The following is a 23,672-nucleotide window of genomic DNA, read 5'->3' on the forward strand; positions in this document are numbered from 1 at the left end:
TCACTGGACGTTTCCGGCGCTTCGTTGCAGAAAAGGCGCGCCAATCCCGGGAGAAATAAGATCATGGCCGCTGCGCGGATCAAAGGCGTTCTTTCACCCGTCGTCACGCCCTTCAAGCGCGATCTGTCGCCGGACGTGGGCCGCTTCGTCGCGCACTGCAAATGGCTCCTGAGTCAGGATTGCGGGCTTGCCATGTTCGGCACCAATTCCGAAGCCAATTCGATGGCCTCGGAGGAGCGCATGGAGCTCCTCGAGAAGGTCGTCGCGGCCGGTGTGCCGACCGATCGCATGATGCCGGGCACCGGCGCCTGCTCGATCGTCGAGGCCGCCAAGGTGACGGCGCATGCCACCAAGCTTGGCGTCGGCGGCGTCCTCATGCTGCCGCCGTTCTACTACAAGGGCGTTCCGGAGGAGGGGCTGTTCCGCTTCTACTCGGAGGTGGTGCAGCGTGTCGGAGACGACCGCTTGCGCGTCTATCTCTACCATATTCCGCCGGTGTCGGCGGTGCCGATCACGCACAAGCTCGTGGAGCGGCTGCTGAAGGCCTATCCCAAGCAGATCGCCGGCATGAAGGATTCGTCCGACGATTGGCCGCATACGCGGAGCATGATCGAGGCTTTTGCCAAGGACGGTTTCGACGTCTTTTCCGGCAATGAGAAGCCGCTGATCGAGAACATCAAGGCGGGCGGCGTCGGCTGCATCAGCGCGACCGCCAACATCAATCCCGGCAAGATCGCCGAGACCTACAAGGCCTACGCGACGCCAGAAGGCGAGAAGCTGCAGGGCTGGATCAACGAGGTGCGCGGCGTGATGCAGGGCTATGTCATGATCCCGGCACTCAAGTACTGCATCGCGCATTACGGCAGCGACGCGGCCTGGACGCCTGTGCGTCCGCCGCTGGTCGAGACGGACGAGAAGACGGGCAAGGACATGATCGCCAAGCTCGACAAGCTCGGCTTCACCATGCCCGGCCTCAAGCAGGCGATGGCGGTCGCCGCGGAGTAGGTCAGCCTTCCTCGATCCGCGTGATGCGGGCACCGCAAGCGGCAAGCTTTTCGGTCATCCGATCGTAGCCGCGATCGAGGTGGTCGAGACCATCGAGCGTCGTCGTTCCGGCGGCGCTCAAGCCAGCAATCACGAGGGCGGCTGCCGCCCGGACGTCCATGCAGGTGGCAGTGGCGCCACTCAGACGCTCGACGCCGCGAATGACGGCGGTGCGTCCGACCACGGAGATGTTGGCGCCCATCCGCCTCAGCTCGTCGATGTGGCGAAAGCGTTGCTCGAAGATCGTCTCGGTAATGGCGCTGGCCCCGGCGGCGCGGGTCAGCAGGGCCATGGCAGGCGCCTGCAGGTCGGTGGCGAAGCCGGGATAGGGGCCGGTGGTGATGTCGATGCCCTGCAATCCATCGGCCCCGCGCCGGGCCACGACGCCGGCATCGGTCTCCTGAAGCGCCACGCCGGCTGTGGCCAGCAGGGACGCTGCCGCGCCAAGCAGCTCGACACGGGCATGCGGCAGCAGCAGCTCGCCGTCGGTGATGGCGGCGGCACAGGCGAGGGTACCGAACTCGATACGGTCGGGCAGCACGGTATGGACCGCGCCGCCAAGCGGCCGCCCGCCATCGATGACGAGCAGGTGGGTTCCGGCGCCGGAGATCGCTGCGCCCATGGCGTTGAGGCAGCTCGCCATGTCGGAGATCTCGGGTTCGCAGGCGGCGTTGCGGATCGTCGTCCTGCCGCCGGCCAGCGTCGCGGCCAGCATGAGGTTCTCGGTGGCGCCAACGGAGGGCCTCGGCAGCACGATGTCCGCACCCTGCAGCCCCGACGGCGCCGCTGCGTGGATCATGCCGTTGTCGATCTCGACGGTGGCGCCCAGCGCCCGCAGACCGGCGACGTGATAGTCGATGCCGCGCAATCCGATCGCGTCGCCGCCGGGCATCGGCAGGCTGGCCTCACCGCATCGGCCGAGCAGCGCGCCAAGCAGAAGTACCGAGGCGCGCATGCGGGTGACGAGATCCTGCGCGATATCGCGCGGTTGCAGGCGGTCGGCGCATAGCGTGACCGAGAGTCCTGCCGGGGTGGCGGACCAGTGCATGTCGCAGCCGAGTCGCTGCAGCAGGGCAGCGAGGACGGCGACGTCGAGATTGCCGGGCACGTTGCGCAGGGTGACGAGATGCGGCGTCAGCAGTGCGGAGACCATCAGGGGCAGCACCGCGTTCTTGGCGCCACTGATCGGGTACTCGCCGACAAGAGGGACGCCGCCCTGAATGAGAAGGGTGCGGCCGGTGGCAGGTCGCCACCACGGAGCTGCCGCGAGCAGAGGGGAGTTCATGACGCGCACCATAAGGGAGCGGACGTTGACAGTTCCACTGTCGGTGGCCTATAAAATCTCTATGACCACGAACCTGCTCCAGAAGGGTTGGTATTTTACGTCGCTCACATAGGCGGCGCGAAGGGTCACGACCAAACGAAGCCGCCGCATCCCGGCGGCTTCTTTGTTTCTGGATAGGCCTCCGGGTCGCGGCGGGACCGCAGACGGAGGATGAGATGTCGATCGTTGAAGCACAATTGCGTAGCCCGGTGGCGCTACCGCCTTCGATTCGGGTGCGCCTGGCCGGGGCCCGCGACTGTGACGAACTGTGCAGCTTGCTGGACAATCCCGCCTATGCCCGCGAGCAGGTGATGGCGTGGATGACGGATCCTGCCACGACCCTGTTGGTGGCCCAGAGCGAGATTGGGGTGCTGGGCGTGGCCGTGTTGATGACACGCGTTGTGGCAAGACCCGAAGGCGGCATCCGCAAGATCGTCGAGGTCGACAACCTCGTTGTCCGCGCCGATCAGCGGGGCCGGCGCATCGGTCGGCGACTGCTGGCGGCGGCGGTCGAATGGTCGCGTCAGCGCCGGGCGGTTCAGGTCGAAGCCTTTGTCGGAGAAGTCGATCGCGATGCCCGCCGGTTCTATGAAAGCTTCGGCTTCGCCCGGTCGAGCGATCGCCTCGTGCTGGCGGCGTGAGATCAGCCGAAACCAACCACGAGCGAATAAGCCAGAGCGATCCAGGCGACGATGCCCAGCATCATGGATAGCGTGAAGATGGCCGCGAGCCAGGTCCCGCGTACATTGAGCAGCATGTTCGGGGCCGCGACGGCGAGCAGTTCGACCAGGAGCCAGAACGGAAACCCGAGGAGGCGGGGCAGCAACGGCTCCCGCCGGAAGGCGTCGCGATAGACGCCGGAGGGAAGATATCCAGGAGGCGGTGGGGCCGGTGGCGCGCCTCGATTGGAGGTGTCCGTCGGGATGTCCGCTTCCTGAGGAGGTGTGGTGGCGCTTGCGGCTGGCGCCTGGACGACTCCGAGGGCGTCCGACCAGCTGGCCTTATGCAGGCGCAGGAAGTCGTTCGCTTTGCGAATGGCGGCGAGCACCTCGCCGTCATGCTCGCTCTGGGTCAGGTTCAGCAGCTTCGCGAGTCGATCCTTATCCAGTTCCACCCATACCCCCGGTCGGTTCCCTAGGCCGGCTCGCTCTCGCGTCGCTCCCACATTCTCTTGAAGGCGGGACGATCGTGGCAAGCTGCCAGCCAGGCCTTCACCCTTGGGGCGCTCTCGAACAGTTCCGGCGCCGGTAAAGCATAGCGCACGATTTCCGCAACGTTGAGGTCGGCCACGGTGAAGCGTCCGCCGACGAGGTATCCCGTCGCGGCCAAAGCCTTGTCCAGGACCGCGAACGGCGCCCGCAGGGCGGCCACCGCGGCATCGGCGATCTTGGCGTCCTTGATGCCGGACGGGTTGCCGACCCGGTGATAGGCCACGTTCAGGGCGTTGGTTTCGAGCTCGGTCGCGGCCCACAAGGCCCACATCGTCATCTGGCCGTCCTCGGCGACATCGGCCGGCGCCAAGGGACCACCATGCTTCCTGGCAAGATAGAGGTTGATGGCCAGCGACTCGTGCAGGACCAGCCCGTCATCCTCGATCGAGGGGATATGGCCGTTCGGATTGATCTTCAGGAACTCCGGCGACCGGGTGTTGATCGGCGCGCCGGGAGCGGCCGCATCGGGAAGTCGATAGTGCTGGATCACCGGCACATGCTTGAAGGGGATTCCGAGCTCGTCTGCGAGCCAGAGATTGCGCGAGGCGCGCGAGCGATAGACGCCGTAGATGGTCAACATGACGCGGCCTGTCTAACAGGTGTGTTTGCAAAAGTCCGCGCGAATAATCTGCACTGGCGCCGGAGCTTGTTGATGACCGCGCGGAGCGTTAGGCTTCCCTCATGACCGACATGCGCAGCCTCGCTCCGGTGAAGGATGCGAGCCACCTCTACGAGGTGGAACGGCGCGCGCGCCACGCGGCGCGTCCCGGGTTCCACATCAGCGAATTGCAGCTTTCACCGACCCAGAAAGTGCCCTGGCACTATCACACCAATATCAGCGACACGTTTTACGTGCTCGAAGGTCAGATGCGGCTGTTCCTTCAGAACCCGAAACAGGACGTCCGGCTGGGGCCAGGAGAGAGCTTCGTCGCGGCCGCCAGACGTCCCCATCTGGTGACCAATGCCGGCACGACTTCGCTCACCTTTTTGATCCTGCAGGGCGTCGGCGAGTACGATTACGTGCCGCTGGTATGATGCAGTAGCCAGCAGGCCGAGGAAATCAGGTGATCGCCGGCTTGTCGGCGCCGACGAACTGGACGCGCAGTTCGCGCTTCAGGACCTTGCCGGTGGCGTTGCGCGGCAGTGCCTCGACGAAGGCGATCGATTGCGGAACCTTGAACTTTGCGAGCTTGCCCAGGCAGTGGCGGATGACATCCGCTTCCTCGAGCGGCTGATCGGCCTTGCGCACGATGATCGCCAGCCCGACCTCACCCCAGCGTTCGTTGGGTATGCCGATGATGGCCGCATCCGCCACCTGCGGCAGCTGGAACAGCACGTTCTCGACCTCGGCCGGATAGACGTTCTCGCCGCCGGAGATGTACATGTCCTTCCAGCGGTCGACGATATAGATGAAGCCCTCGTCGTCCATGCGCGCGGCATCGCCGGTGTGCAGCCAACCGTCGCTGAAGGCATTGGCGGTCGCCTCGGGCTTGTTCCAGTAGCCCGGCGTGATGTTCGGTCCCTTGATCAGCAGTTCGCCGACCACGCCGCGCGCAACGTCATGGCCGGCCTCGTCCACGATGCGGATCGCCGTGTGCATCATCGCCTTGCCGGCCGAGCCGAGCTTGCGGATCGCATCGCTGGCATCGAGCATCGTCCCGGCGGGACTGGTCTCGGTCATGCCCCAACCCTGAACCAGCGGGACACCGCGCTCGGTCCATCCCTCCAGGATCGCCAGGGCGCAGGGGGCGCCGCCGACGCCGGCAATCTGCAGGCGTGTCAGATCGGCGCTCTGGAAATTGGGATGCTGCATCATGAACTGGTAGGGCGCTGGTACCGCGAAGAAGTGAGTGATGCCCAGCGCCGGATCGGAGATGTAGTCGAGGGCAAGTCCCGGGTCGAAACTACGCATGACCAGGATGGTGCCCCCGGCATGCAGAACGGGATTGGCATAACAGTTGAGCCCACCGGTATGGAACAGCGGCAGCACCACGAGCTGGACGGTAAGCGGCGAGATCAGGGCGGGGATGCCCAGATTGACGCAGTTCCAGAACACCATGCCGTGGGTGATGATCGCTCCCTTGGGATGGCCGGTGGTGCCCGAGGTGTACATCACCATGCCGATATCGTCGTGCGTCAGAGCGATCGGGTCGGGGACGGCGTGACCGCCTGCCAGGGCGCGTTCGTAGGCGCCGTCCGGCCGCTCGTGATCGATCTCGAGCAGATGAGGCAATTTGCAGAGATGAGCGAGCTTGGAAGCCGCTTCGGAGAAGCTGCTGTCGTGAATCAGTAATTTGGGCGTCGAATCGCCGAGGATGTATTCGAGTTCGGGGACTGTGAGCCGCCAGTTGAGGGGCAGCATGATCGCGCCAAGCCGGCCGCAGGCAAACTGCAGCTCGAAATACTCAGCGCAGTTGGGGGCGAGCAGGGCAATGCGATCACCTTTGCCGATGCCAAGCGCCGCCAAGGCCGCGGCGAGTCGATTGGTCCGATGATGAAGGTCGGCGTAACTGAACTTCCGCGCCGTCTGGAGGTCGTGGATCGCAAGCTGGTGCGGGCGGCGGCCGGCATGATGGGCGATCCAGTCGTAATAGGGAGGGGCTCCAGCCATGGTTCAGCTCGTAGGTTGGCCATCGCCATCGATCAGGCGAATGCAGGGTAACTTTTCGTGCACTTTCTGAAGCAACACCGCCGGTACCGGTCTTGCGCCATGCAGGATCGCCTTGAGGCTGGAGAGGCCGAACTCTCCGAAGCGTGGATGCGAAAGCAGCTGGTCGATCATGTCGGGAAGCAGCTGGGCGTGCGTGACCTTGTCGATGGCCACGATCTGAAGAACCTCGCGCGGCTCGAAGCGCGGCACGAAGACGTGGCGGCCGCCAGCCAGGGTCACCGCGAAACTCAGTGCATCCTCAGCCAGCTCGAACATGGGTGAAGCATGCAGATAGACGGTACTGCCGTCGAAGCCGTTGACCGTCATCGCCCTGTCGGCATTGGCCAGCATCTCGGTATGGGTCAGCGCGGTGCCGGCTGTGCCGTCATAGAACAGACCGGCCAGATCGGTACCCCCGGCGCCCCGATCCGGCACTGGCTCATAGGCTGTCATATCTTCGTAGTGCAGCATGCCCTCCGGCGAGGCGATGTCGTCTATCCAGATCGCCTCGCGGACCTCGTGCATCCGCCCCTCGAGATCCGTCAGATGGTGCGCCATCGTGCCATCGATGAACAGCACGACCGCGCGGGAATCGGCCAGGATATGTTCGATCCGCGACGCGTCGATGCCTGTATTGATGGGGACAAGCGCCGCTCCGACCCAGGCCACGGCATACATCAGTTCGAGATAACGGTCGGTGTTCTGCGCCAGGATCGCGACCCTGTCTCCATGCCCGACATCCAGGGTCTCGAGCGCCCCGGCCACGCGTCCCACCCGGTCGATGGTCTGTCGCCAGGTTCGTCGCCGCGGCGCGAAGCTCGTCGACTGGGCATCGGGCTTGAGCTCGAAGGCCCGACGTAATCCCTGGGTCAGTGCATCCATGGCCGGATGCTAGGGCTCAGCTCATTCGCGCGGCAAGGACTATCGTGCTACAGAGAGAGTCATGAACGTCACGACCCGTCCGGGGACGGGGGGAACGCCACTGGCTTTCAACCCGCTCGACCCAGCCTTCATCGCCGATCCATATCCCTTCTATCATCGCCTGCGCGAAGAGGCGCCGGTGTTCAATACGGGGCTCGGGTTCTGGTTGCTCAGCCGCTATGAGGACGTGGCCTTCGCGCTCAGGGACAAGAGGTTCGGCAAGGACTTTCCCGGCAACATCCGCCGCCGTTACGGCGAGGACCGGATGCACGAACCGGTCATCGCCAGCCTGGGTCGCACCATGCTGGTGCTCGATCCGCCCGACCATACGCGGCTGCGGGGTCTCGTCAGCAAGGCATTCACGGCGCGCCGGATTGCCGATATGCGGCCGCGTATTCGCGCGCTGGTGGACGAGCAACTCGATCGCGTCGCGGACAAAGGGGCGATGGACGTGATTCGCGATCTCGCTCACCGCCTGCCGGTGATCGTGATTTGCGACATGCTGGGCATCCCGGAAGAGCATCGGGCGGCCTTTCTGGTCGGCAGCAATGTCAGCGGACGCGTGCTGGATCCGGTTCCCATGTCGCGTGAGGAATTCGATAAGGCCAATGCACAGACCGAAGCTAGCAGTGCCTATTTCGATCAGCTTTGCGAGCTGCGCCGGCGCGAACCTCGGGACGATCTCACGACAGAGCTGGTGAGAGCTGAAGAGGCGGGCGATCGGTTGAGCACCGAGGAGCTTCGCGCCAACATCGCCCTGCTGTTCGGTGCCGGACACGAGACCACGACCAATCTGATCGGCAACGGCCTCCTTGCGCTGCACCGGTCACCGGAACAGTGGCAGCGCCTGAAGGAGGATCCGTCGTTGATTCCCGACGCCATCGAGGAGCTGCTGCGCTTCGATTCGTCGGTGCAGATGACCGGGCGGGTCACGATGGCCGATGTCGAGGTGGCTGGGGTTACCATTCCCGCCGGGCAGAACGTGATCACGCTGCTGGGAGCGGCCAATCGCGATCCTGCCATCTTTGCCGATCCCGATCGGCTCGATGTCGGCCGCGAGAACGTTCGGCCCATGTCGTTCGGAGGCGGCATTCATCACTGTCTTGGCGCCCAGCTCGCCCGCCTCGAAGGCGAACTGGTGTTCACGGCTTTGGTCGAGCGTTTGCCGAACCTGGAACTGCCCGGAAAGAACGAACCCGATTGGCGACAGAATTTCACCTTGCGCGGGTTGAACAAGCTTCCGGCTGTCTGGCACTAGCCCATGACTGCACGCTGGCGAGGCGAAGGCGGCCAGGATCGCGGCGGCCGCCCTTATCAGGAAGACAGCTGGGCTTTGCGAACTCTAGCGGATGGCACCGTCCTGGCCGTCGTGGCCGACGGTATGGGCGGGCATGCAGGCGGGGCAGTCGCTTCCAAGCTCCTGGTCGATGCCGTCGTCGGCACAGTCGAGCGCGGCGGCTCTCTTGCCGATGGACTCTCGGCGGGCAACGAGGCGATACGCCAAGGCTCCAGGGGACGTCCGGAACTGGAAGGCATGGGATCGACCCTGGTTGCGGCGCTCGTCAAGGACGACGAGGTCCGCTGGATCAGCGTGGGGGATTCGCCCTTCTATCTGGTGTCGGACGGCTCGGTGCGACGTCTCAATGCAGATCATTCCATGGCGCCGCAGATCGATGCGCTGGTGGCGCGTGGCATGCTCACGGCCGAGGAGGCCGCCGCGCATCCCGGCCGTCACACGCTGCGCGAGGCCGTCATGGGCGAACCCTTGAAGCTGATTGATCAAGGAAGCCATAGAGTGGCGAGCGGAGCGCAGCTGCTTCTTTGCAGCGACGGCGTGCAGAGCATCGGAGCCGATGTCATCGCAGCGAGCGCCGCCGGCCCGGTAAGAGAGCTCATCGCGGCCGTGCTGGCGGCGGGCGTGGCTCATCAGGACAATGTGACGGTCATCAAGTTGGAACGAGAGTCATGAGTAAGGGGCCAGTCGTTATCGAAGTCACCCGCGGACCGGTGGTCGAGAGCCGACATGAAGGGATCGCCGCCGTGGTTCGCCCGGACGGTACGGTTGTGGCGTCGTGGGGAGATATAGACACGCCGATCCTGCCTCGCTCGGCGAACAAGCCGATTCAGGCCATGCCCTTCGTCGAAAGCGGCGCCGTCGAGAAGTTCGGGCTTGGAAACGAGCACGTTTCGCTGGCGTGCGCTTCGCACAACGGCGAATCGCGTCACGTCGAGACGGTGCGGGCCTGGCTGAAGAAGATCGGGCTCAGCGAGACTGATCTCGAATGCGGCACCCATCCGCCCCGCCTTCAGGCGACGATCGAGGCGCTGGTGCGGGAAGGCGCCCTGCCCACGCCGGCGTTCAATAACTGCTCGGGCAAGCATAGCGGCTTCCTGTCCACCGCCGTCACCTATGGCGAGCCGACCAAGGGCTACATCAAATACGACCATCCGGTGCAGCGGCGGTTGCGTGAGGTGATGACCGACCTGTGCGGCACCGACGCCAATGCTTTCCCTTATGGCATCGATGGCTGCGGCATTCCCACCTTGGCGACACCCGTGCGCCATCTGGCGCGCGCCATGGCCACCATGGCCGATCCGTCACGACTGTCATCCAAGCGCGCCGAGGCGGCGAACCGGATCCGGGCGGCGATCAGTGCCGAGCCGTTCATGATGGCGGGAACCGGTCGATTCTGCACGCGGATCAATGGAGCGCTTCCCGGCGTGGCCCAGGTGAAGACCGGTGCAGAGGGCGTCTTCTGCGGCATGCTGCCGACCCTGGAGCTGGGCATCGCTCTGAAGATCTGGGACGGGGCAGGGCGGGCGGCGGAAGTCGCCATGGCCACCCTGCTCGGTCATCTGGGGGTGCTGCCTGCCGCGCAGAAGGATGAACTGCTGCATCCGCCGGTGAAGAATGTCGTCGGCCTGTTGGTCGGCGAGATGCGACCGGCCAAGAGCTGGCTGGGATAGCGCGACGTGACCATCCGGCTCGACATCCTGGAGATGGGGGCCCGTGGCGATGGCATCGCGGAACTCGAGGGCGAGCGCTATTTCGTGCCGTTCGCCTTGCCGGGAGAGGTCGTCGAAGCGGAGCCGCTCGATGCGCGCGGCGAAGGGACCGCCACCCGCTTGATCGAGGTGCTGGCGCCATCGCGTCATCGAGAGACGCCACCTTGCGCTCATTTCACCGTCTGTGGTGGCTGCGCCCTGCAGCACTGGCGGCGCGACGTCTACACGGCTTGGAAGATAGGCCTGGTCGAGAGGGCTCTGAAGCAGCGTGGTGTCGAGGCACCGGCCTTCGAGCCGCCGATGATCGGGGTGCCTGGCGAACGCCGGCGCGCCGACTTCGTCCTGCGGCGCCAGGGACGGCGGGTGCTCGCCGGCTTCCATGAGAGGGCCAGTGCACGGATCGTCGATGTCGGCACCTGTGTGGTCGCCCGGCCGTCGCTCACGAGTCTTCTGGAACCGCTGCGGGCGGCGCTGGTCGAGGTCTTGCCGGACGGCGCTGCGGCCGACGCCGTGGTCAACGAGACCGATAGCGGCCTCGATGTCCTGCTCCGGCCGCACAAGCGGCTCGATCTTTCGATCGACCTGCGCCAGGCATTGGCGGTCATGGCCGAGCAGGCGGATCTGGCACGGCTGAGCTGGGGCGACCGGGCGCGGGCGGAGCCGATCGTCATGCGACGCGCGCCCCTCTTGGTACTGGGCGACGCGACCGTGCAACCACCGCCGGGTGCCTTCCTTCAGGCGACCAAGCGGGGCGAGCAGGTCATGCGCGCTGCCGTCGCGGCCTGGGCCGGTCCGACGGCTCATCTGGCGGACCTGTTCGCGGGCATTGGCGCCCTGTCTCTCGGCCGAGGCGGCCGGCTATCGTTGTTCGAAAGCGACGTTCCCAGCGTCGAGGCTGCTCAATCGACAGCCCGGAAGATCGGCGACAATCGCGTGCACGTGGAGCGTCGTGATTTATTCCGTCGACCGCTGACGGTTGCGGAACTGCAGACCTTCGAGGCGGTTCTGCTCGATCCACCGCGCGCCGGGGCTGCTGCCCAGACGTCAGAGCTTGCGTCCTCTCGCGTTGCACGCATCGTTTATGCCTCCTGCGATCCCGGCAGTTTCGCTCGCGATGCGAGGATCTTGCAGGATGGCGGATATCGGCTGGAGAAATTGATGCCCATCGACCAGTTCCTCTGGTCGACGCATCTGGAGTTGATCGCGCTCTTCAGCCGCCGCTAAGGTCGCCGACGTTCAAAGCTGTAATCAATAACAAGGAGATGACCTGATGATGTTCGACCTTTCCGGGAAGGTAGCCGTGGTGACTGGGGGTAGCCGCGGCATCGGCCGCTCGATCTGCGAGCAGATGGCGGCGCATGGCGCCAAGGTCGTCGTCTCCAGCCGCAAGCTGCCGGCCTGCGAGGAGGTCGTGAAGGGCATCAAGGACAAGGGCGGTGAGGCGATCGCGGTTGCGGCCAGCATCTCCGACAAGGCCCAACTCGAGAACCTCGTGGCGTCTGCGCGCAAGGCCTACGCCAAGATCGACATCATGGTCTGCAACGCCGCCTCGAACCCGTATTTCGGCCCGCTTGCCGGCCTCAAGGAAGAGGTATTCGGCAAGATCATGCAGAACAACGTCATGTCCAACCTATGGCTGATGAACATGGTCGGCCCTGAAATGGCAGAGCGGAAGGACGGGGCGTTCATCATCGTATCCTCGATCGGCGCGTTCGTCGGTTCGGCCCATATCGCGGCCTACAACATGAGCAAGGCAGCCGATATCTCTCTGGTGAAGTCGCTGGCCATGGAGTGGGGCAAGCACAATATCCGCGTCAATGCGATCGCGCCGGGATTGATCCAGACCGATTTCGCCCGGGCGTTGTGGGAGAACCCGCAGATCCGGAGCGCTCAAGAGGGCAAGGCGGCGCTGAAGCGGATCGGCCAACCGGACGATATTGGCGGCGTTGCGGTATTCCTGGCCTCGAAGGCCGGCGCTTTCGTCTGCGGTCAGTGCATCATCGCCGATGGCGGCGTGATCGGCGCCGGCGCGGAGTAGGCCGTCAGGCGACGTCGAGTTCGCACCAGACCGGAACGTGGTCCGACGGTTCCGGTCTTCCGCGCTCTTCCTTGTCGATACCGACCGCCGTCAAGCGGTCGGCCGCCTGCGGCGAGAGCAGCAGATGGTCGATGCGGAGCCCATGGTCTTTCTGCCACGCGCCGGCCTGGTAGTCCCAGAAGGTGTATTGAGGCCCGTCGACATGGAAGACGCGGATGGCGTCGGTCAGGCCGAGATTGAGCAGGCTCCGCAGCGCCTGCCGTGACTGGGGTTGGCACAGCGCGTCGTTGGCGAAGGCGACGGGATCGAACACATCGACGTCGGTCGGACAGACATTGTAATCGCCGCCCAGCACGAACATCTCCTCCTGAGCCAGCAGCGCACGGGCACGCTGGGCGAGGCGATCCATCCAGGCGATCTTGTAGGCGAACTTGTCGGTATGGATCGGATTGCCGTTGGGCAGATAAAGCCCGCCGACCGTGACCGGTCCCTGGGGCGTCTGTACCTTGCCCTCGATATAGCGCGCCTGCTCGTCTTCCGGGTCGGGCAGGGCACGGGCCGTGATCTCGACCGGATGGAGCGAGAGCAGGGCGACGCCATTGAAGCCCTTCTGGCCCACGATTTCGACCTTGTAGCCGGCGGCCTCGACCTCCAGCCGCGGGAACTGAGCCTCCTGGGCCTTGATTTCCTGCAGGACGACAACGTCCGGTTTGGCCTTCTGCAGCCAAGTCAGCAGGTTTCCGGTCCGCTTGCGGACGGAATTGACGTTCCAGGTCGCGATCTTCATCGCGGCAGTGTCACACGCTGAAGGAGTTGCCGCAGCCGCAAGAGGAGGTCGCGTTCGGGTTTTTCACCTGGAAGGCGGAGCCGACCATCTCCTCGACATAATCGAGTTCGCTGCCGCGCAAGAGCTCGAGGGAGGTGCTGTCGACCAGCACTGCGGCGCCGTCGCGCTCGATGACCAGGTCGTCGTCGTTGCGCTGATCTTCGAAGGAGAAATTGTACTGAAAACCCGAGCATCCGCCGCCCAGCACCGCTACCCGCATCATGACGGGCTTGGGTTCCTTCGACGCCAGGAAAGCGATGCGCTTGGCCGCGCTCGGAGTGACGGAAAAGGGGGTGGTTTCGCTCATGTCACACAAGATGTGGATTGGCGGGCTTTTCGTCAATGCCAGCCGTACACTTGGCATTCGCCTGGGCGCCCTGGATAAATAACCACAAGGAGGTTATGGGCACAAATCCGCGCTTTGCAGATGGCGGGATGAGCCTGCTGGAACCGTCGGGCCGATATGGCGGTGCCGCATATTTGGCTTGGCCAAGGTCCTTCCCTACAGTGTGGCTGGGGGAGGGCGAGGGCGACCACGAATGCGCATGAGATGGCTGTTTGGCGACGGCAACAAGCCGCGCGCGCCGGTGGTGGTGGCCTTGCTGGTATTGCTGAATGCGCTGGTCCTGCGCATTGCCGATCCGCCTGGCATCGCCCGGCTGCGGGATTTCGCCTTCGACAACTTCCAGCGGCTGAAGCCGCGCGAGATGCCGGCCGACATGCCGGTCCGCATCGTCGACATCGACGAGGCGTCGTTGGCCGCCTACGGTCAGTGGCCGTGGCCGCGGACGCGGCTCGCGGAACTGGTGGACAAGCTGACCGGGGCCGGCGCCGCCGTCATCGCCTTCGACGTCGTCTTCGCCGAGCCGGACCGGTCCTCGCTGCCCGTCATCGCCAAGAGCCTGCCGGACGCGCTGCAGGACAGCGATCTTCGCCGAACCATGGAAGCGCTACCCGACAACGACGAGGTATTCGCCGAGGCAATCGCCCGGTCGACCGTCGTCACGGGCTTTGCCTTCGATCCCTATGCCAAGGGGAGGGCTCCGCGCCGCGAATGGGGCGTGGCCCACAACAGCGGCGAGAAGGACACGCTGTCGGTCGAGCAGCTGATCCGCCAGTTCATTCCGCAGCAGACTGGCGTGGTGCCGACGCTGAAGATCCTGGAGGAAGCGGCCAAGGGAAATGGCGCCGTGACGACCCAGATCGAAGGGGCGATCGTGCGCCACGTGCCGATGCTGTTCCGGCTCGCCGGCCAGCGCGACGAGGATCTCTATCCGGCATTGTCGATCGAGGCGCTGCGGACGGTACAGGAAGCCACGACCTATTTGGTCCGCTGGTCCGGAGCGCAGGGCTTCGAGTCGTTTGGAGCTCGGACCGGTGTCGGGTCGATCCGTGTCGGCAAGGTAGATATCCATACCGATGCCTTCGGCCGAATGACCTTGTATGACAGTGGCCATCGCGACTCCCGCTTCGTTTCGGCGAAGGACGTCATCGACGGCACCGTGGCGCCGGACAAGATCGAGGCGAACATCGTGTTCCTCGGCACGTCGGCCGTCGGCCTGAAGGACCTGCGCAACACGCCGCTCCAGGATTCCGTCCCCGGCGTCGAGATCCATGCCCAGTTGGTCGAGCAGATGCTGACCCAGACCTTCCTCGAACGACCGGACTATGCCGACGGCGCGGAATTCCTGTATCTGGCGGGTATCGGCTTGGCCTTCGTCCTGCTGCTGCCGCGCCTGTCGGCGGTGAGCATGGGCCTGGTGGCGGTCGGCTTCGTCGGTGTCGGCATCGTGGCGCCCTGGATCGCCTTTGCCCAGGCCCGGCTGCTGTTCGACCCGATCTATCCGTCGGCCACGCTGGCCGCGATCTATATCAGCGGTTCGGCCTTGAGCTTCGCCCGTGCCGAGCGCGACCGGCGCGAAATTCGCGGTGCCTTCGGCATGTATCTGTCTCCCGATGTCGTCGAGCAGCTCGCGCGTAATCCGAAGCTGCTGCAGCTCGGCGGGGAGATGCGCGAGATCACGGTCATGTTCACCGACGTGCGGGGCTTCACGCGCATCTCGGAGCAGTTCGATCCACAGGGGCTGACGCGATTCATGAACCGCTTCCTGACGCCGATGACCGACCTGATCCTGTCGCACAGGGGAACGATCGACAAATACATGGGCGACGCCATCATGGCGTTCTGGAATGCGCCCTTGCCGGTCGAAGGGCACGCAATGCGCGCCTGCGAATCGGCGCTCGGCATGCAGGCCCAGCTGCAGAAGCTCAACATGGAGTGGAAGGCCGAGGCAGAGGCGGAGGGGCGCGCTCACATTCCCGTCTCGATCGGCATCGGCCTGAATACCGGTGCCGCGTCGGTCGGCAACTTCGGGTCCGACCAGCGCTTCACCTACTCCTGTCTCGGCGACGAGGTTAACCTTGCGTCGCGGCTGGAAGGACAATGCAAGACTTACGGGGTCGGCATCATCATCGGCGACAACACCTGCCGGCAGGTGCCCGATTTCGCCTCGCTGGAGCTCGATCTCGTGATGGTGAAGGGCAAGACCGAGCCGGAACGCATCCACGTCCTGCTGGGCGACAACCAGGTCCGACAGTCCGCGGCTTATGAGGCTCTGGCAAGCGCCCAGGCCGAGTTCCTGGTCCTGTATCGCGCCGGCCGGTTCATCGAGGCGCAACAGGCGATCGAAGCGTGCGTCGCTGCGGCAGAGGCAGCGGGCTGGAAACAGGGCTATTACGACATGATGCGGGAGCGGGTCGACAGGCTCGCCGAGGACGCGCCGACGGATTGGAATGGTGTGTATGTTGCCAAGGAAAAGTGAGCTGGCGGCCATCGAGTCATTGGTCTGCCGGGATGTCGGCCGCAAGACGCAGGCGCTGATCGAAGCAAGCCGGGGCAGCATTGCGGCCGCCGCTCAATCGCTGGCGACGGCGCGAAGCGTCGGGCTGATCACGGGCTTCTTCGTTCCACGCGATCATGTTGCGGCACCCGAAACCGACGGCCCGGTGGGAACGGCCCTGTTGGCGGCCAGCCTCGCCGCCTGTGGTATTCCCACCCGCATTGCCGTGGATTCGCCCTGCGCCGAGGCCGTGCGGGCGGCGGTCCACGAGACCGGCGAACCTGTCGTCGTCGACGAGATGGGTGTCGAGGACCGTCCCGGTATCGAACGCACGATTGGCGCATGGCGGACAGCCGGCGTCACCCACGCGATTGCCATCGAACGTTGCGGCCTGAGTACCGATGGCCGGCCGCGCAATATGCGCGGCGTCGACGTATCGCCCTGGACCGCGCCGCTGGACGATCTGTTCACTGCCGAGGATTGGACGCGCATCGCTGTCGGCGATGGCGGCAATGAAATTGGAATGGGCAAGCTGCCAGCCGGCCTCATCGCCAGCACGGTTCCGAATGGCGAGCGGATTGCCTGCATCACCTCGTGCGATCATCTGGTGGTGGCAGGCGTTTCCAATTGGGGCGCCTATGGACTGATGGCGGCACTGGCGCTTTTGAAGCCGGAATGGTCATCGACGATCGACAAGTTTCTGACCGCGAAACTGGATCTTCAGGTGACGAAGGCGATTGTTGCGAAGGCTGGTGCCGTCGATGGCGTAACGGCGCGCAACGAGGCCACTGTCGACGGATTTGGTCCGGAAATCCACGGCGAGCTGATCGACGGCTTGCGGCGGATTGCCTGGCGCTAGGGGGCGGACTAGGTTGCGCCGCCATGGAAAACCCTTACGCGCCGACCCATCCTGAAATCCGCGACGCCGTTCGCGCCCTATGTCTCAAGTTCGATGGCGCCTACTGGCGCAAGCTCGATCGCGACCGCGGCTATCCCACGGAGTTCGTGAAGGCGCTCACCGATGCCGGCTGGCTCGCAACCCTCATCCCCGAGGAGTACGGGGGTGCCGGGTTGGGAATCTCGGCGGCCGCTGCAGTGCTCGAAGAAGTCCAGCGGGCGGGCTGCAACGGAGCGGCGTGTCATGCCCAGATGTACACCATGGGCACCGTGCTTCGGCATGGCAGCACAGAGCAGAAGCAACGCTACCTGCCGGCCGTCGCCAGTGGCGAGCTGCGTCTCCAGGCCTTCGGTGTGACGGAACCCACCAGCGGTACCGACACGCTGGCACTGCGGACGACGGCGGTGAAGAAGAACAACAGCACCTACGTCGTGAACGGCCAGAAAGTCTGGACCAGCCGCGCCGAACATTCCGACCTGATGCTGCTTCTGGCTCGCACGACGCCGCGCGATCAGGTCCAGAAGCGCACCGAAGGGCTGTCGGTGTTTCTGGTCGACATGCGCAAGGTGCTCGACAAGGGCCTGACTATCCGGCCGATCCGGACCATGATGAACCACAACACCACTGAGGTGTTCTTCGACAACATGGAGATCCCGGCCGAGAGCCTGATCGGTGAGGAAGGGCAGGGGTTCCGCTACATCCTGAGCGGCATGAATGCGGAGCGGATCCTGATTTCAGCCGAATGCATCGGCGATGCCCGCTGGTTCATCGAAAAGGCGACGAACTACGCCAAGGAGCGCAAGCTGTTCGGCCGGCCGATCGGCCAGAACCAGGGCGTTCAATTCCCGATCGCGCGTGCCTACGCCCAGACCGAGGCGGCGGACCTCATGGTGCGCAAGGCGGCGACCCTCTACGAGGCCGGCCTTCCCTGTGGCGCGGAGGCCAACATGGCGAAGATGCTCGGCTCGGAAGCCGCTTGGGCGGCGGCCGACATGTGCGTGCAGACCCATGGCGGCTTCGGCTTCGCCGAGGAGTACGATATCGAGCGTAAGTTCCGCGAGACGCGGCTCTACATGGTCGCGCCGATCTCGACCAACATGATCCTGAACTTCGTCTCCGAGCACGTGCTCGGCCTGCCGCGATCGTACTAGGCAGCTCGGTGCCCTTATTGGGGGAGCGAGCGCAGAATGGCTGGCAGCTCCTCCATGAATGCGGCACGCGCGCGGATACCGCCCGACTCGGATTCCTTCTTCTCGTCCTGGATCAGGCGGGCGAATACGATGTTGTGGGTCCCCCTCGTGGCCCAGCCGACGAACCAGCCATAAGAATGGGCCTCGTCACGAGTGCCGTCGCGGGCGACGGGGGCACCGCTGCCGGTCTTGCCGTGGACTTCCCACCCGTCCTGTAGATCGGCGACTTTGGTGATTCGGTCCGTCATCTCGAAGGCGTGCGGGGAAAGCGGCAGTTGCCCTCTCTTCACGTCCTCCAGGAAAGCCAGCTGTTCCAGGGGCGATATCTTCAGGGACGAGCTCAGCCATGATCGCGTCAGCCCGTTGTGTTTGCCGGGATCGCCGGACACATCCTCGTTGCCATAGTGGAAGGCGGAGACATAGTTCTGGAATCGCGTCTCACCCAGCGCCTGCGTCACTTGTTGAGAGAACCACACCACGGAGTTCCTGATCCAGCTGGTCGGGTCCGTCGTCTGCCGCCAGGCCGGAATCCAATCGGCGTAGCCCTTGTGAAAGGCCAAGGCGGGCGTGTGTTCGTCCTGCAGGAAGCCCGAGTCGTACCCCATCAGGCTGATGGCGATCTTGAATGTCGATGCCGGTGTGGCGCGCTGCGTACAATCGCCCTGCTGACGGAGGATCTTGCCGGTTCCGGCATCGGCGATGGCGGTGCAGATCGTGCGTGCTTGGGCACTCGGCACGGCAAGAATCGTGGCCAGCAGTCCGAACGCGACATGTCGCAGATACATGAACACTCCTGTGCAATGACTAGAATACGGACTTCAGCAATCCGATAACGACCCAGGGGCCGACGATCACCAGGAAGGCGGTCCAGATGGCGGTGAGAACTGTGAAAAGCCAGCCCAGCATCGCCATGATGCCGTCGCCTTCGATCAGGGAGAGGCAGAAGAACAGAATCGCCCAGGCAGGCAGCAGGTTGTCGAGGGGAATCGGCAACGCCAGGATGACGATCATCATCGTCAGTGCGAGCTGGAGCAGGCGACGACGCGAGCCGGTTACCCACCAGCTCCGGCGCGGGTGGACCATGTCTTCAAGCCACTCGATGTGGCTGCGACTGCGGGCAAGAAAATCCTGCAATCTGCCACGCGGCAGCGCGCGTGCGCCCAGAAACGACGGCAGGGTTGGAGCTGGTCGTCCCAGGGCAGCCTGGGCGACGAGCAGGAGCATCGGCAGGCCGGTGACGGTCGAGAGCAGCGGGATGCCGGTCGGGACGCAATTCGGCAAGCTCAGCGCCGCGATGATGAAGGCGTAGGAGCGTGCCTCCAGCCCGGTGAAGAAGTCCTCGAGGGTGAGTCGGGAGTCGCGCGGTCCGGCGAACAGCCGTTCCAGCACCGGCAGGAGCGTACCGCCGTCGCTCATCCCGCCTGCGCCAGCAGGCGGCGGGCCAGGACCAGATGTGGCTTGTCGAGCATCTTGCCATCGAGAGTCAAAACGCCGGCGCCCGGGTTACCTTCGAAGGTGGCGACGACGCGCTTGGCCCAGTCGACTTCCCCGGCGGACGGCGTGAAGACCTCGTGGATGATGGCGACCTGGTCGGGGTGAATGGCGATCTTGCCGCCATAGCCCATGCGTCGCGCATCCTGGGCCTCGGCGCGCAACCCCTCGACATTCTTGATATCGGGATAGACCGTATCGTAGGCGGTGACGCCCGCGGCCACCGACGCCATCAGATTGATGGTGCGCGCGAGCTTGAAGGTATCGTCGTACACACCCGGCGCGGGACCCTTGGCCAGGGCGCCGAGATCCGCCATCAGATCCTCGCCACCCCAGGAATGACCAATCAGGCGGTCGTGCCGTGCTGGCGCTGCCGTGAGAGCGAGTACCGCGGCGGCACTCTCGGTGGCGATGGTGAGGATTCGTGTCGTGCCGGGCGCGATGCCCTCCCGCGCTTCCAGGGCATCGAGATAGGTCGCAAGCAGATCGATGTCGCGCTGTCCGATGCATTTCGGGAACACGATGCCATCGGGCCGGCCCTGCATGACGACGGCCAGATCGGCGAGCGTCAGGCCGGTGTCGAGGGCATTGACCCGGATGTAGAGCTTGGGGCCACCAGTGCGGTTGGCCGAACGCAGATACGAGAGGGCCATGTCCCGCGCCGTGGCTTTGCGGTCCAGGGCGACTGAATCCTCGAGATCGAGGATCAGCCCATCAGCGCCAGAGAGCGGTCCTTTGGCGAGCTTGCGCTCGGAATCGGCGGGAACGAACAGGAAAGAACGCATCTGCGGGACCTCTCTATTGCGGGCGCTTGCGCATCAGCGCCTGACGCGTGCACTGGGCGACGATCTCGCCGCGCTGGTTGAAGGCTGTATGACCGAACTCGACGATACCGGCATCGGGACGTGACTTGCTCTCCCGCACCGATACGACCTTGGTCTGCACCCTCAGCGTGTCGCCATGGAAGACCGGCTTGGGAAAGCGGACGTCGGTCATACCAAGGTTGGCGACAGTGGTCCCCAGTGTCGTATCGTTCACGGTAATGCCGATCATCAGGCCCAGCGTGAACAGGCTGTTGACGATGCGCTGGCCGAACTCGGTCTTGGACGCGAATTCCTCGTCGAGATGCAGTGGCTGCACGTTCATGGTCAGCGAACTGAACAGGACGTTGTCCATCTCGGTGACGGTGCGGGTCCAGGGATGGTCGAACGTGCGCCCGATCGCGAACTCCTCGAAATACAGCCCTGCCATTTTCTCCTCTCGAAAGATGTGCGGTTCTAGCACGGATGGACGTTGGCCCGGCGGTCATCGTATCAATGCGACCACAAGACGAAACAGCGAGATGCGGAGCGAACGATGCGGGCCATGATCAGCGAATTGCCGGGCGGGCCGGAGAGTCTCAAGCTGATGGAGGTCCCGTCGGCCCCGGTCGGGAAGGGGCAGGTGCGCATCGCCGTTCATGCCGCGGGCGTTAATTTTCCCGACACGCTCATCATCGCCGACAAGTACCAGTTCAAGCCGCCCCGCCCGTTTGCGCCTGGCCACGAGGTGGCCGGTGATGTCACCGAAGTAGGCGAGGGCGTGACCGCCTACAAGGTCGGTGACCGCGTCATCGGCATGATCGGCCATGGCGGCTATGCGACCGAGGTCGTGGCCGACGAAAGCCAGCTCCTGCCGATGCCGAAGAACATGAGCTACGAGGACGGCGCCGCCTTCACGATGACGTACGGGACCTCGTACTACGCCTTGAAGCAGCGCAGCAGCTACAAGCCGGGCGAGACCCTGTTGGTGACGGGCGCTTCTGGCGGCGTCGGTCTGACGGCGGTGGAACTCGGCTCATTGATGGGACTCAAGGTGATCGCCGCGGTCGGGTCCGACGAGAAGATGGAGATATGCCGCCGGTATGGCGCCACCATGTTCGTGAACTACGCCAAGGAGAAGATGCGCGACAAGGTGAAGGAACTCACTGGCGGCGCCGGTGCGGACATCATCTACGACGCCGTGGGCGGCGATGCGTTCGACGAGGCGATCCGCTGCATCGCCTGGTATGGCCGTCTCCTGGTGGTCGGGTTCGCGGCCGGCCGGATTCCGTCCTTGCCGGCCAACCTCGCCCTGCTCAAGAGCTGCGACGTGCGCGGTGTCTTCTACGGTGCGTGGCGCGCTCGCGAGCCCGTCGAGGCACGCAAGAACTTCGAGGAACTGCTGGCCTGGTACGCCCAGGGCAAGCTCAAGCCGCATATCTCCATGCGCTTCCCGCTGGAGAAGGGAGCGGAGGCGATGAATGCGCTGCTGTCTCGCAAGGCGACCGGCAAGGTCGTCTTGACCATGGGCTGAGCCGGCATGGGGCGCCTTTCCGGCAAGATCGCCATTGTCACCGGCGCCGCGTCCGGCATTGGAGCGGCGTCCGCGCAGCTTTTCGCCGAGGAAGGGGCGCAGGTCCTGGCGGTCGACCGGCCCGAATCGGATATCACGTCCGTGCATGCGGGCAATGCCGCCATCGCGCCTTTGAAGGTCGATATCACGGCTGACGATGCCCCGAAGCGGATCGTCGAGGCGGCGCTGGCGACCTTCGGAGCGCTCGACATCCTGTTCAATAACGCAGGGGTCAGCGGTCGCGCCTTCGTCGAGGAGATGACCGATGAGATGTGGGACCGCGTCAACGACGTGAACGTGCGCGGCATGTTCCGCCTGTGCCGCGAGGCGATTCCGGCGCTCAAGGCCAGGGCCAGGGAGAGGAACCGCGCCAGGATCATCAACACTGCATCGGTGATGGCGTTCGACACCGACTACGGCCTTGCCGCCTACTGTGCCTCAAAGGCCGGTGTCGGCGGCCTGACCCGGACGCTGGCGCTCGAACTCGGCAAGTTCAACATCACGGCCAACTATATATGTCCCGGGGCGATCTACACGGGCATGACGCGCAGCAACTTCGACAACGCCGAAATTCGCGCGGTGTGGGAGAAAAAGGCCGCCTTGCGCCGGTTGGGTCAGCCGATCGATATTGCGCGGGGTGCCCTGCTTCTCGCGTCGGACGAGGCGGACTTCATCACCGGGCATGAACTGGTGGTCGATGGCGGGCTGACACTGCGAACCTAGGTGTAGCGTTATCATGGCCAATATCCATTCCTTCGCTGCCAGCTACAGCGAGGCGCGCGACAAGTTCCTGGCGGCGGCCCGGATCGCGGGCGCCACCACGTCCCGGTACGACAATCCGAGCAAGGGACCGAAGGGCGAGGCGCTGTCGACCGATGTGGCGCGGCTCGGACCCGAGGATGCGTCGAAGATCGTCGTGACGATCTCCAGCACCCATGGAATCGAAGGCTATTGCGGATCCGGCTTCCAGGTCGACTGGTTGGCCAACATCGGCGCATCCGGCCTTCCGAAGGACACGGCCGCGGTATTCGTTCACGCCATCAACCCGTACGGGTTCGCCTGGACACGACGGGTGACGGAAGAGGGCAACGATCTCAACCGCAACTATGTCGATCACAGCAAGCCCTACCCGGTGAACGAGGGATATCTGGAGATTGCCGACCTTCTCGTTCCCGCGGATTTCAGCGAGACCGGGATCAAGGCCGCCGACGCCAAACTCGCCGACTATCGCAAGAAAGTTGGCGATGTGGCCTTCTACCGAGCGGTTTCGGGCGGGCAGTACTCACATCCCGATGGGATGTTCTTCGGCGGCGGCGGCCCGAGCTGGTCGAATCGGACACTGCATGCGATCGCCGACGCCTTCCTCAAGGGGCGGCCGGATGTGGCGGTCATCGATTTCCATACCGGGCTCGGTCCCTACGGCTATGGAGAGCCGATCACCCACTACGACATCGACAGCAACGGTTCACGCCGCGTGCGGGCCTTCTGGGGCGAGTCCGTAACCGAGTCCAAGCGCGGCCAGACGGCCTCCCAGGCACGCGATGGTCTGGGCCATTACGGGCTGAATCGCGTGCTGCGGGAGCCCGAAACCCGCCTCACCATGTGCACGCTGGAGTTCGGGACCTTCGACCGCGAAAGCGGGCACAAGGCTTTTCGCGCCGATCATTGGCTGCACAAGTACGGCGATCCCTTGGGCAAGGAAGCGGAGCCGGTCCGCAAGGCCATGCGGCGCCAGTTCTACCCCGAGACGGATGACTGGAAGGAAGCGGTTCTGTTCCGGGGTCATCAGCTCGTGCGGCAGTCGATCGCCGGCCTGCAGCTCGGGGCAATTTAGGCAGGTCGCGCCTCGAGTTAGGCCCT

At 64.6% G+C, this 23,672-nt stretch carries 25 protein-coding genes; 14 read left to right on the forward strand and 11 right to left on the reverse strand.

The genetic code is table 11. The features are described 5' to 3' along the window. Window positions 1–63 precede the first annotated feature (63 nt). Window positions 64–1,005, forward strand: coding sequence for a dihydrodipicolinate synthase family protein (locus B5D62_RS05670; RefSeq protein WP_085932809.1), 942 nt, complete (start codon window positions 64–66; stop codon window positions 1,003–1,005). A 1-nt stretch (window position 1,006) separates the two neighbouring features. Here the strand turns inward: B5D62_RS05670 and murA are convergent, their stop codons facing one another. Beyond that, a complete protein-coding gene (murA, locus tag B5D62_RS05675; RefSeq protein WP_085933539.1) occupies window positions 1,007–2,329 on the reverse strand; it encodes a UDP-N-acetylglucosamine 1-carboxyvinyltransferase in 1,323 nt (440 codons plus the stop codon). A 215-nt stretch (window positions 2,330–2,544) separates the two neighbouring features. Between murA and B5D62_RS05680 the strand changes: the two genes are divergently transcribed. After that, on the forward strand, window positions 2,545–3,009 hold the full coding sequence (locus B5D62_RS05680) for a GNAT family N-acetyltransferase (RefSeq protein ID WP_085932810.1): 465 nt from the start codon (window positions 2,545–2,547) through the stop codon (window positions 3,007–3,009). 2 nt (window positions 3,010–3,011) lie between these two features. Here the strand turns inward: B5D62_RS05680 and B5D62_RS05685 are convergent, their stop codons facing one another. Next, window positions 3,012–3,482, reverse strand: a complete 471-nt coding sequence (locus B5D62_RS05685) for a hypothetical protein (protein ID WP_085932811.1) — start codon at window positions 3,480–3,482, stop codon at window positions 3,012–3,014. A gap of 20 nt (window positions 3,483–3,502) precedes the next feature. Beyond that, entirely contained in the window at window positions 3,503–4,159 is a 657-nt protein-coding gene (locus tag B5D62_RS05690; RefSeq protein WP_085932812.1) for a glutathione S-transferase family protein, read from the reverse strand. Between the two features lie 101 nt (window positions 4,160–4,260). Here B5D62_RS05690 and B5D62_RS05695 point away from each other — a divergent pair, with 101 nt between their 5' ends. Next, a complete protein-coding gene (locus B5D62_RS05695; protein WP_139373730.1) occupies window positions 4,261–4,614 on the forward strand; it encodes a cupin domain-containing protein in 354 nt (117 codons plus the stop codon). A gap of 25 nt (window positions 4,615–4,639) precedes the next feature. Here the strand turns inward: B5D62_RS05695 and B5D62_RS05700 are convergent, their stop codons facing one another. Both B5D62_RS05700 and B5D62_RS05705 read right to left on the reverse strand, forming a co-directional pair. Next, window positions 4,640–6,190 carry an acyl-CoA synthetase gene (locus tag B5D62_RS05700; RefSeq protein ID WP_085932813.1) on the reverse strand — a complete coding sequence of 517 codons (1,551 nt, stop codon included), beginning with the start codon at window positions 6,188–6,190 and terminating at the stop codon, window positions 4,640–4,642. A 3-nt stretch (window positions 6,191–6,193) separates the two neighbouring features. Continuing rightward, complete coding sequence (locus B5D62_RS05705) at window positions 6,194–7,111, reverse strand: AMP-binding protein (RefSeq protein ID WP_085932814.1); 918 nt, start codon at window positions 7,109–7,111, stop codon at window positions 6,194–6,196. Between the two features lie 61 nt (window positions 7,112–7,172). Between B5D62_RS05705 and B5D62_RS05710 the strand changes: the two genes are divergently transcribed. The 5 genes from B5D62_RS05710 to B5D62_RS05730 are packed head-to-tail and all read left to right on the forward strand — an operon-like array spanning window position 7,173 to window position 12,194. Further along, complete coding sequence (locus B5D62_RS05710; RefSeq protein WP_085932815.1) at window positions 7,173–8,408, forward strand: cytochrome P450; 1,236 nt, start codon at window positions 7,173–7,175, stop codon at window positions 8,406–8,408. Between the two features lie 3 nt (window positions 8,409–8,411). Beyond that, window positions 8,412–9,119: a PP2C family protein-serine/threonine phosphatase gene (locus B5D62_RS05715; protein WP_085932816.1), complete on the forward strand. Its 708-nt coding sequence runs from the start codon at window positions 8,412–8,414 to the stop codon at window positions 9,117–9,119. Beyond that, window positions 9,116–10,117: an asparaginase gene (locus tag B5D62_RS05720; RefSeq protein ID WP_085932817.1), complete on the forward strand. Its 1,002-nt coding sequence runs from the start codon at window positions 9,116–9,118 to the stop codon at window positions 10,115–10,117. Before B5D62_RS05715 ends, B5D62_RS05720 begins: the two co-directional genes overlap by 4 nt. A 6-nt stretch (window positions 10,118–10,123) precedes the next feature. Then, the gene (locus B5D62_RS05725) at window positions 10,124–11,380 is read left to right on the forward strand and encodes a class I SAM-dependent RNA methyltransferase (RefSeq protein WP_085932818.1); all 1,257 of its coding nucleotides are present in this window, start codon (window positions 10,124–10,126) and stop codon (window positions 11,378–11,380) included. A 43-nt stretch (window positions 11,381–11,423) separates the two neighbouring features. Continuing rightward, window positions 11,424–12,194 (forward strand): SDR family NAD(P)-dependent oxidoreductase, encoded by a 771-nt coding sequence (locus tag B5D62_RS05730; RefSeq protein ID WP_085932819.1) that lies wholly within the window; start codon window positions 11,424–11,426, stop codon window positions 12,192–12,194. 4 nt (window positions 12,195–12,198) lie between these two features. Here B5D62_RS05730 and xth read toward each other — a convergent pair whose 3' ends face one another. Then, window positions 12,199–12,981 carry an exodeoxyribonuclease III gene (gene xth / locus B5D62_RS05735; protein ID WP_085932820.1) on the reverse strand — a complete coding sequence of 261 codons (783 nt, stop codon included), beginning with the start codon at window positions 12,979–12,981 and terminating at the stop codon, window positions 12,199–12,201. Between the two features lie 10 nt (window positions 12,982–12,991). After that, window positions 12,992–13,327 (reverse strand): iron-sulfur cluster insertion protein ErpA, encoded by a 336-nt coding sequence (gene erpA, locus B5D62_RS05740; protein WP_085932821.1) that lies wholly within the window; start codon window positions 13,325–13,327, stop codon window positions 12,992–12,994. A gap of 238 nt (window positions 13,328–13,565) precedes the next feature. Here erpA and B5D62_RS05745 point away from each other — a divergent pair, with 238 nt between their 5' ends. From B5D62_RS05745 to B5D62_RS05755, 3 genes are read left to right on the forward strand one after another with little or no spacing between them, the layout of a single operon-like run. Continuing rightward, a complete protein-coding gene (locus tag B5D62_RS05745) occupies window positions 13,566–15,842 on the forward strand; it encodes a CHASE2 domain-containing protein (protein ID WP_170920798.1) in 2,277 nt (758 codons plus the stop codon). Beyond that, a complete protein-coding gene (locus B5D62_RS05750; protein WP_170920799.1) occupies window positions 15,823–16,719 on the forward strand; it encodes a glutamate cyclase domain-containing protein in 897 nt (298 codons plus the stop codon). Before B5D62_RS05745 ends, B5D62_RS05750 begins: the two co-directional genes overlap by 20 nt. Before the next feature lie 23 nt (window positions 16,720–16,742). Then, entirely contained in the window at window positions 16,743–17,909 is a 1,167-nt protein-coding gene (locus B5D62_RS05755) for an acyl-CoA dehydrogenase family protein (RefSeq protein ID WP_085932824.1), read from the forward strand. Between the two features lie 14 nt (window positions 17,910–17,923). On the opposite strand, the gene blaOXA is transcribed toward B5D62_RS05755, so the two are convergent. The 4 genes from blaOXA to B5D62_RS05775 are packed head-to-tail and all read right to left on the reverse strand — an operon-like array spanning window position 17,924 to window position 20,690. Continuing rightward, on the reverse strand, window positions 17,924–18,733 hold the full coding sequence (gene blaOXA, locus B5D62_RS05760) for a class D beta-lactamase (RefSeq protein ID WP_085932825.1): 810 nt from the start codon (window positions 18,731–18,733) through the stop codon (window positions 17,924–17,926). A 19-nt stretch (window positions 18,734–18,752) separates the two neighbouring features. Beyond that, the gene (locus B5D62_RS05765) at window positions 18,753–19,364 is read right to left on the reverse strand and encodes an exopolysaccharide biosynthesis protein (RefSeq protein ID WP_085932826.1); all 612 of its coding nucleotides are present in this window, start codon (window positions 19,362–19,364) and stop codon (window positions 18,753–18,755) included. After that, window positions 19,361–20,224: an HpcH/HpaI aldolase/citrate lyase family protein gene (locus B5D62_RS05770; RefSeq protein ID WP_085932827.1), complete on the reverse strand. Its 864-nt coding sequence runs from the start codon at window positions 20,222–20,224 to the stop codon at window positions 19,361–19,363. Before B5D62_RS05770 ends, B5D62_RS05765 begins: the two co-directional genes overlap by 4 nt. 13 nt (window positions 20,225–20,237) lie before the next feature. Further along, the gene (locus B5D62_RS05775; protein WP_085932828.1) at window positions 20,238–20,690 is read right to left on the reverse strand and encodes a MaoC family dehydratase; all 453 of its coding nucleotides are present in this window, start codon (window positions 20,688–20,690) and stop codon (window positions 20,238–20,240) included. A 105-nt stretch (window positions 20,691–20,795) separates the two neighbouring features. Here B5D62_RS05775 and B5D62_RS05780 point away from each other — a divergent pair, with 105 nt between their 5' ends. The 3 genes from B5D62_RS05780 to B5D62_RS05790 are packed head-to-tail and all read left to right on the forward strand — an operon-like array spanning window position 20,796 to window position 23,646. Beyond that, window positions 20,796–21,773 carry an NADPH:quinone oxidoreductase family protein gene (locus tag B5D62_RS05780; RefSeq protein ID WP_085932829.1) on the forward strand — a complete coding sequence of 326 codons (978 nt, stop codon included), beginning with the start codon at window positions 20,796–20,798 and terminating at the stop codon, window positions 21,771–21,773. Window positions 21,774–21,779: 6 nt separating this feature from the next. Continuing rightward, the gene (locus B5D62_RS05785; protein WP_085932830.1) at window positions 21,780–22,535 is read left to right on the forward strand and encodes an SDR family NAD(P)-dependent oxidoreductase; all 756 of its coding nucleotides are present in this window, start codon (window positions 21,780–21,782) and stop codon (window positions 22,533–22,535) included. 13 nt (window positions 22,536–22,548) lie between these two features. After that, on the forward strand, window positions 22,549–23,646 hold the full coding sequence (locus B5D62_RS05790; protein WP_085932831.1) for a M14 family metallopeptidase: 1,098 nt from the start codon (window positions 22,549–22,551) through the stop codon (window positions 23,644–23,646). Window positions 23,647–23,672 lie beyond the last annotated feature (26 nt).

It is taken from the genome of Enhydrobacter aerosaccus (genome assembly GCF_900167455.1).
In the GTDB taxonomy this organism is placed as follows: Bacteria; Pseudomonadota; Alphaproteobacteria; order Reyranellales; family Reyranellaceae; genus Reyranella; species Reyranella aerosaccus.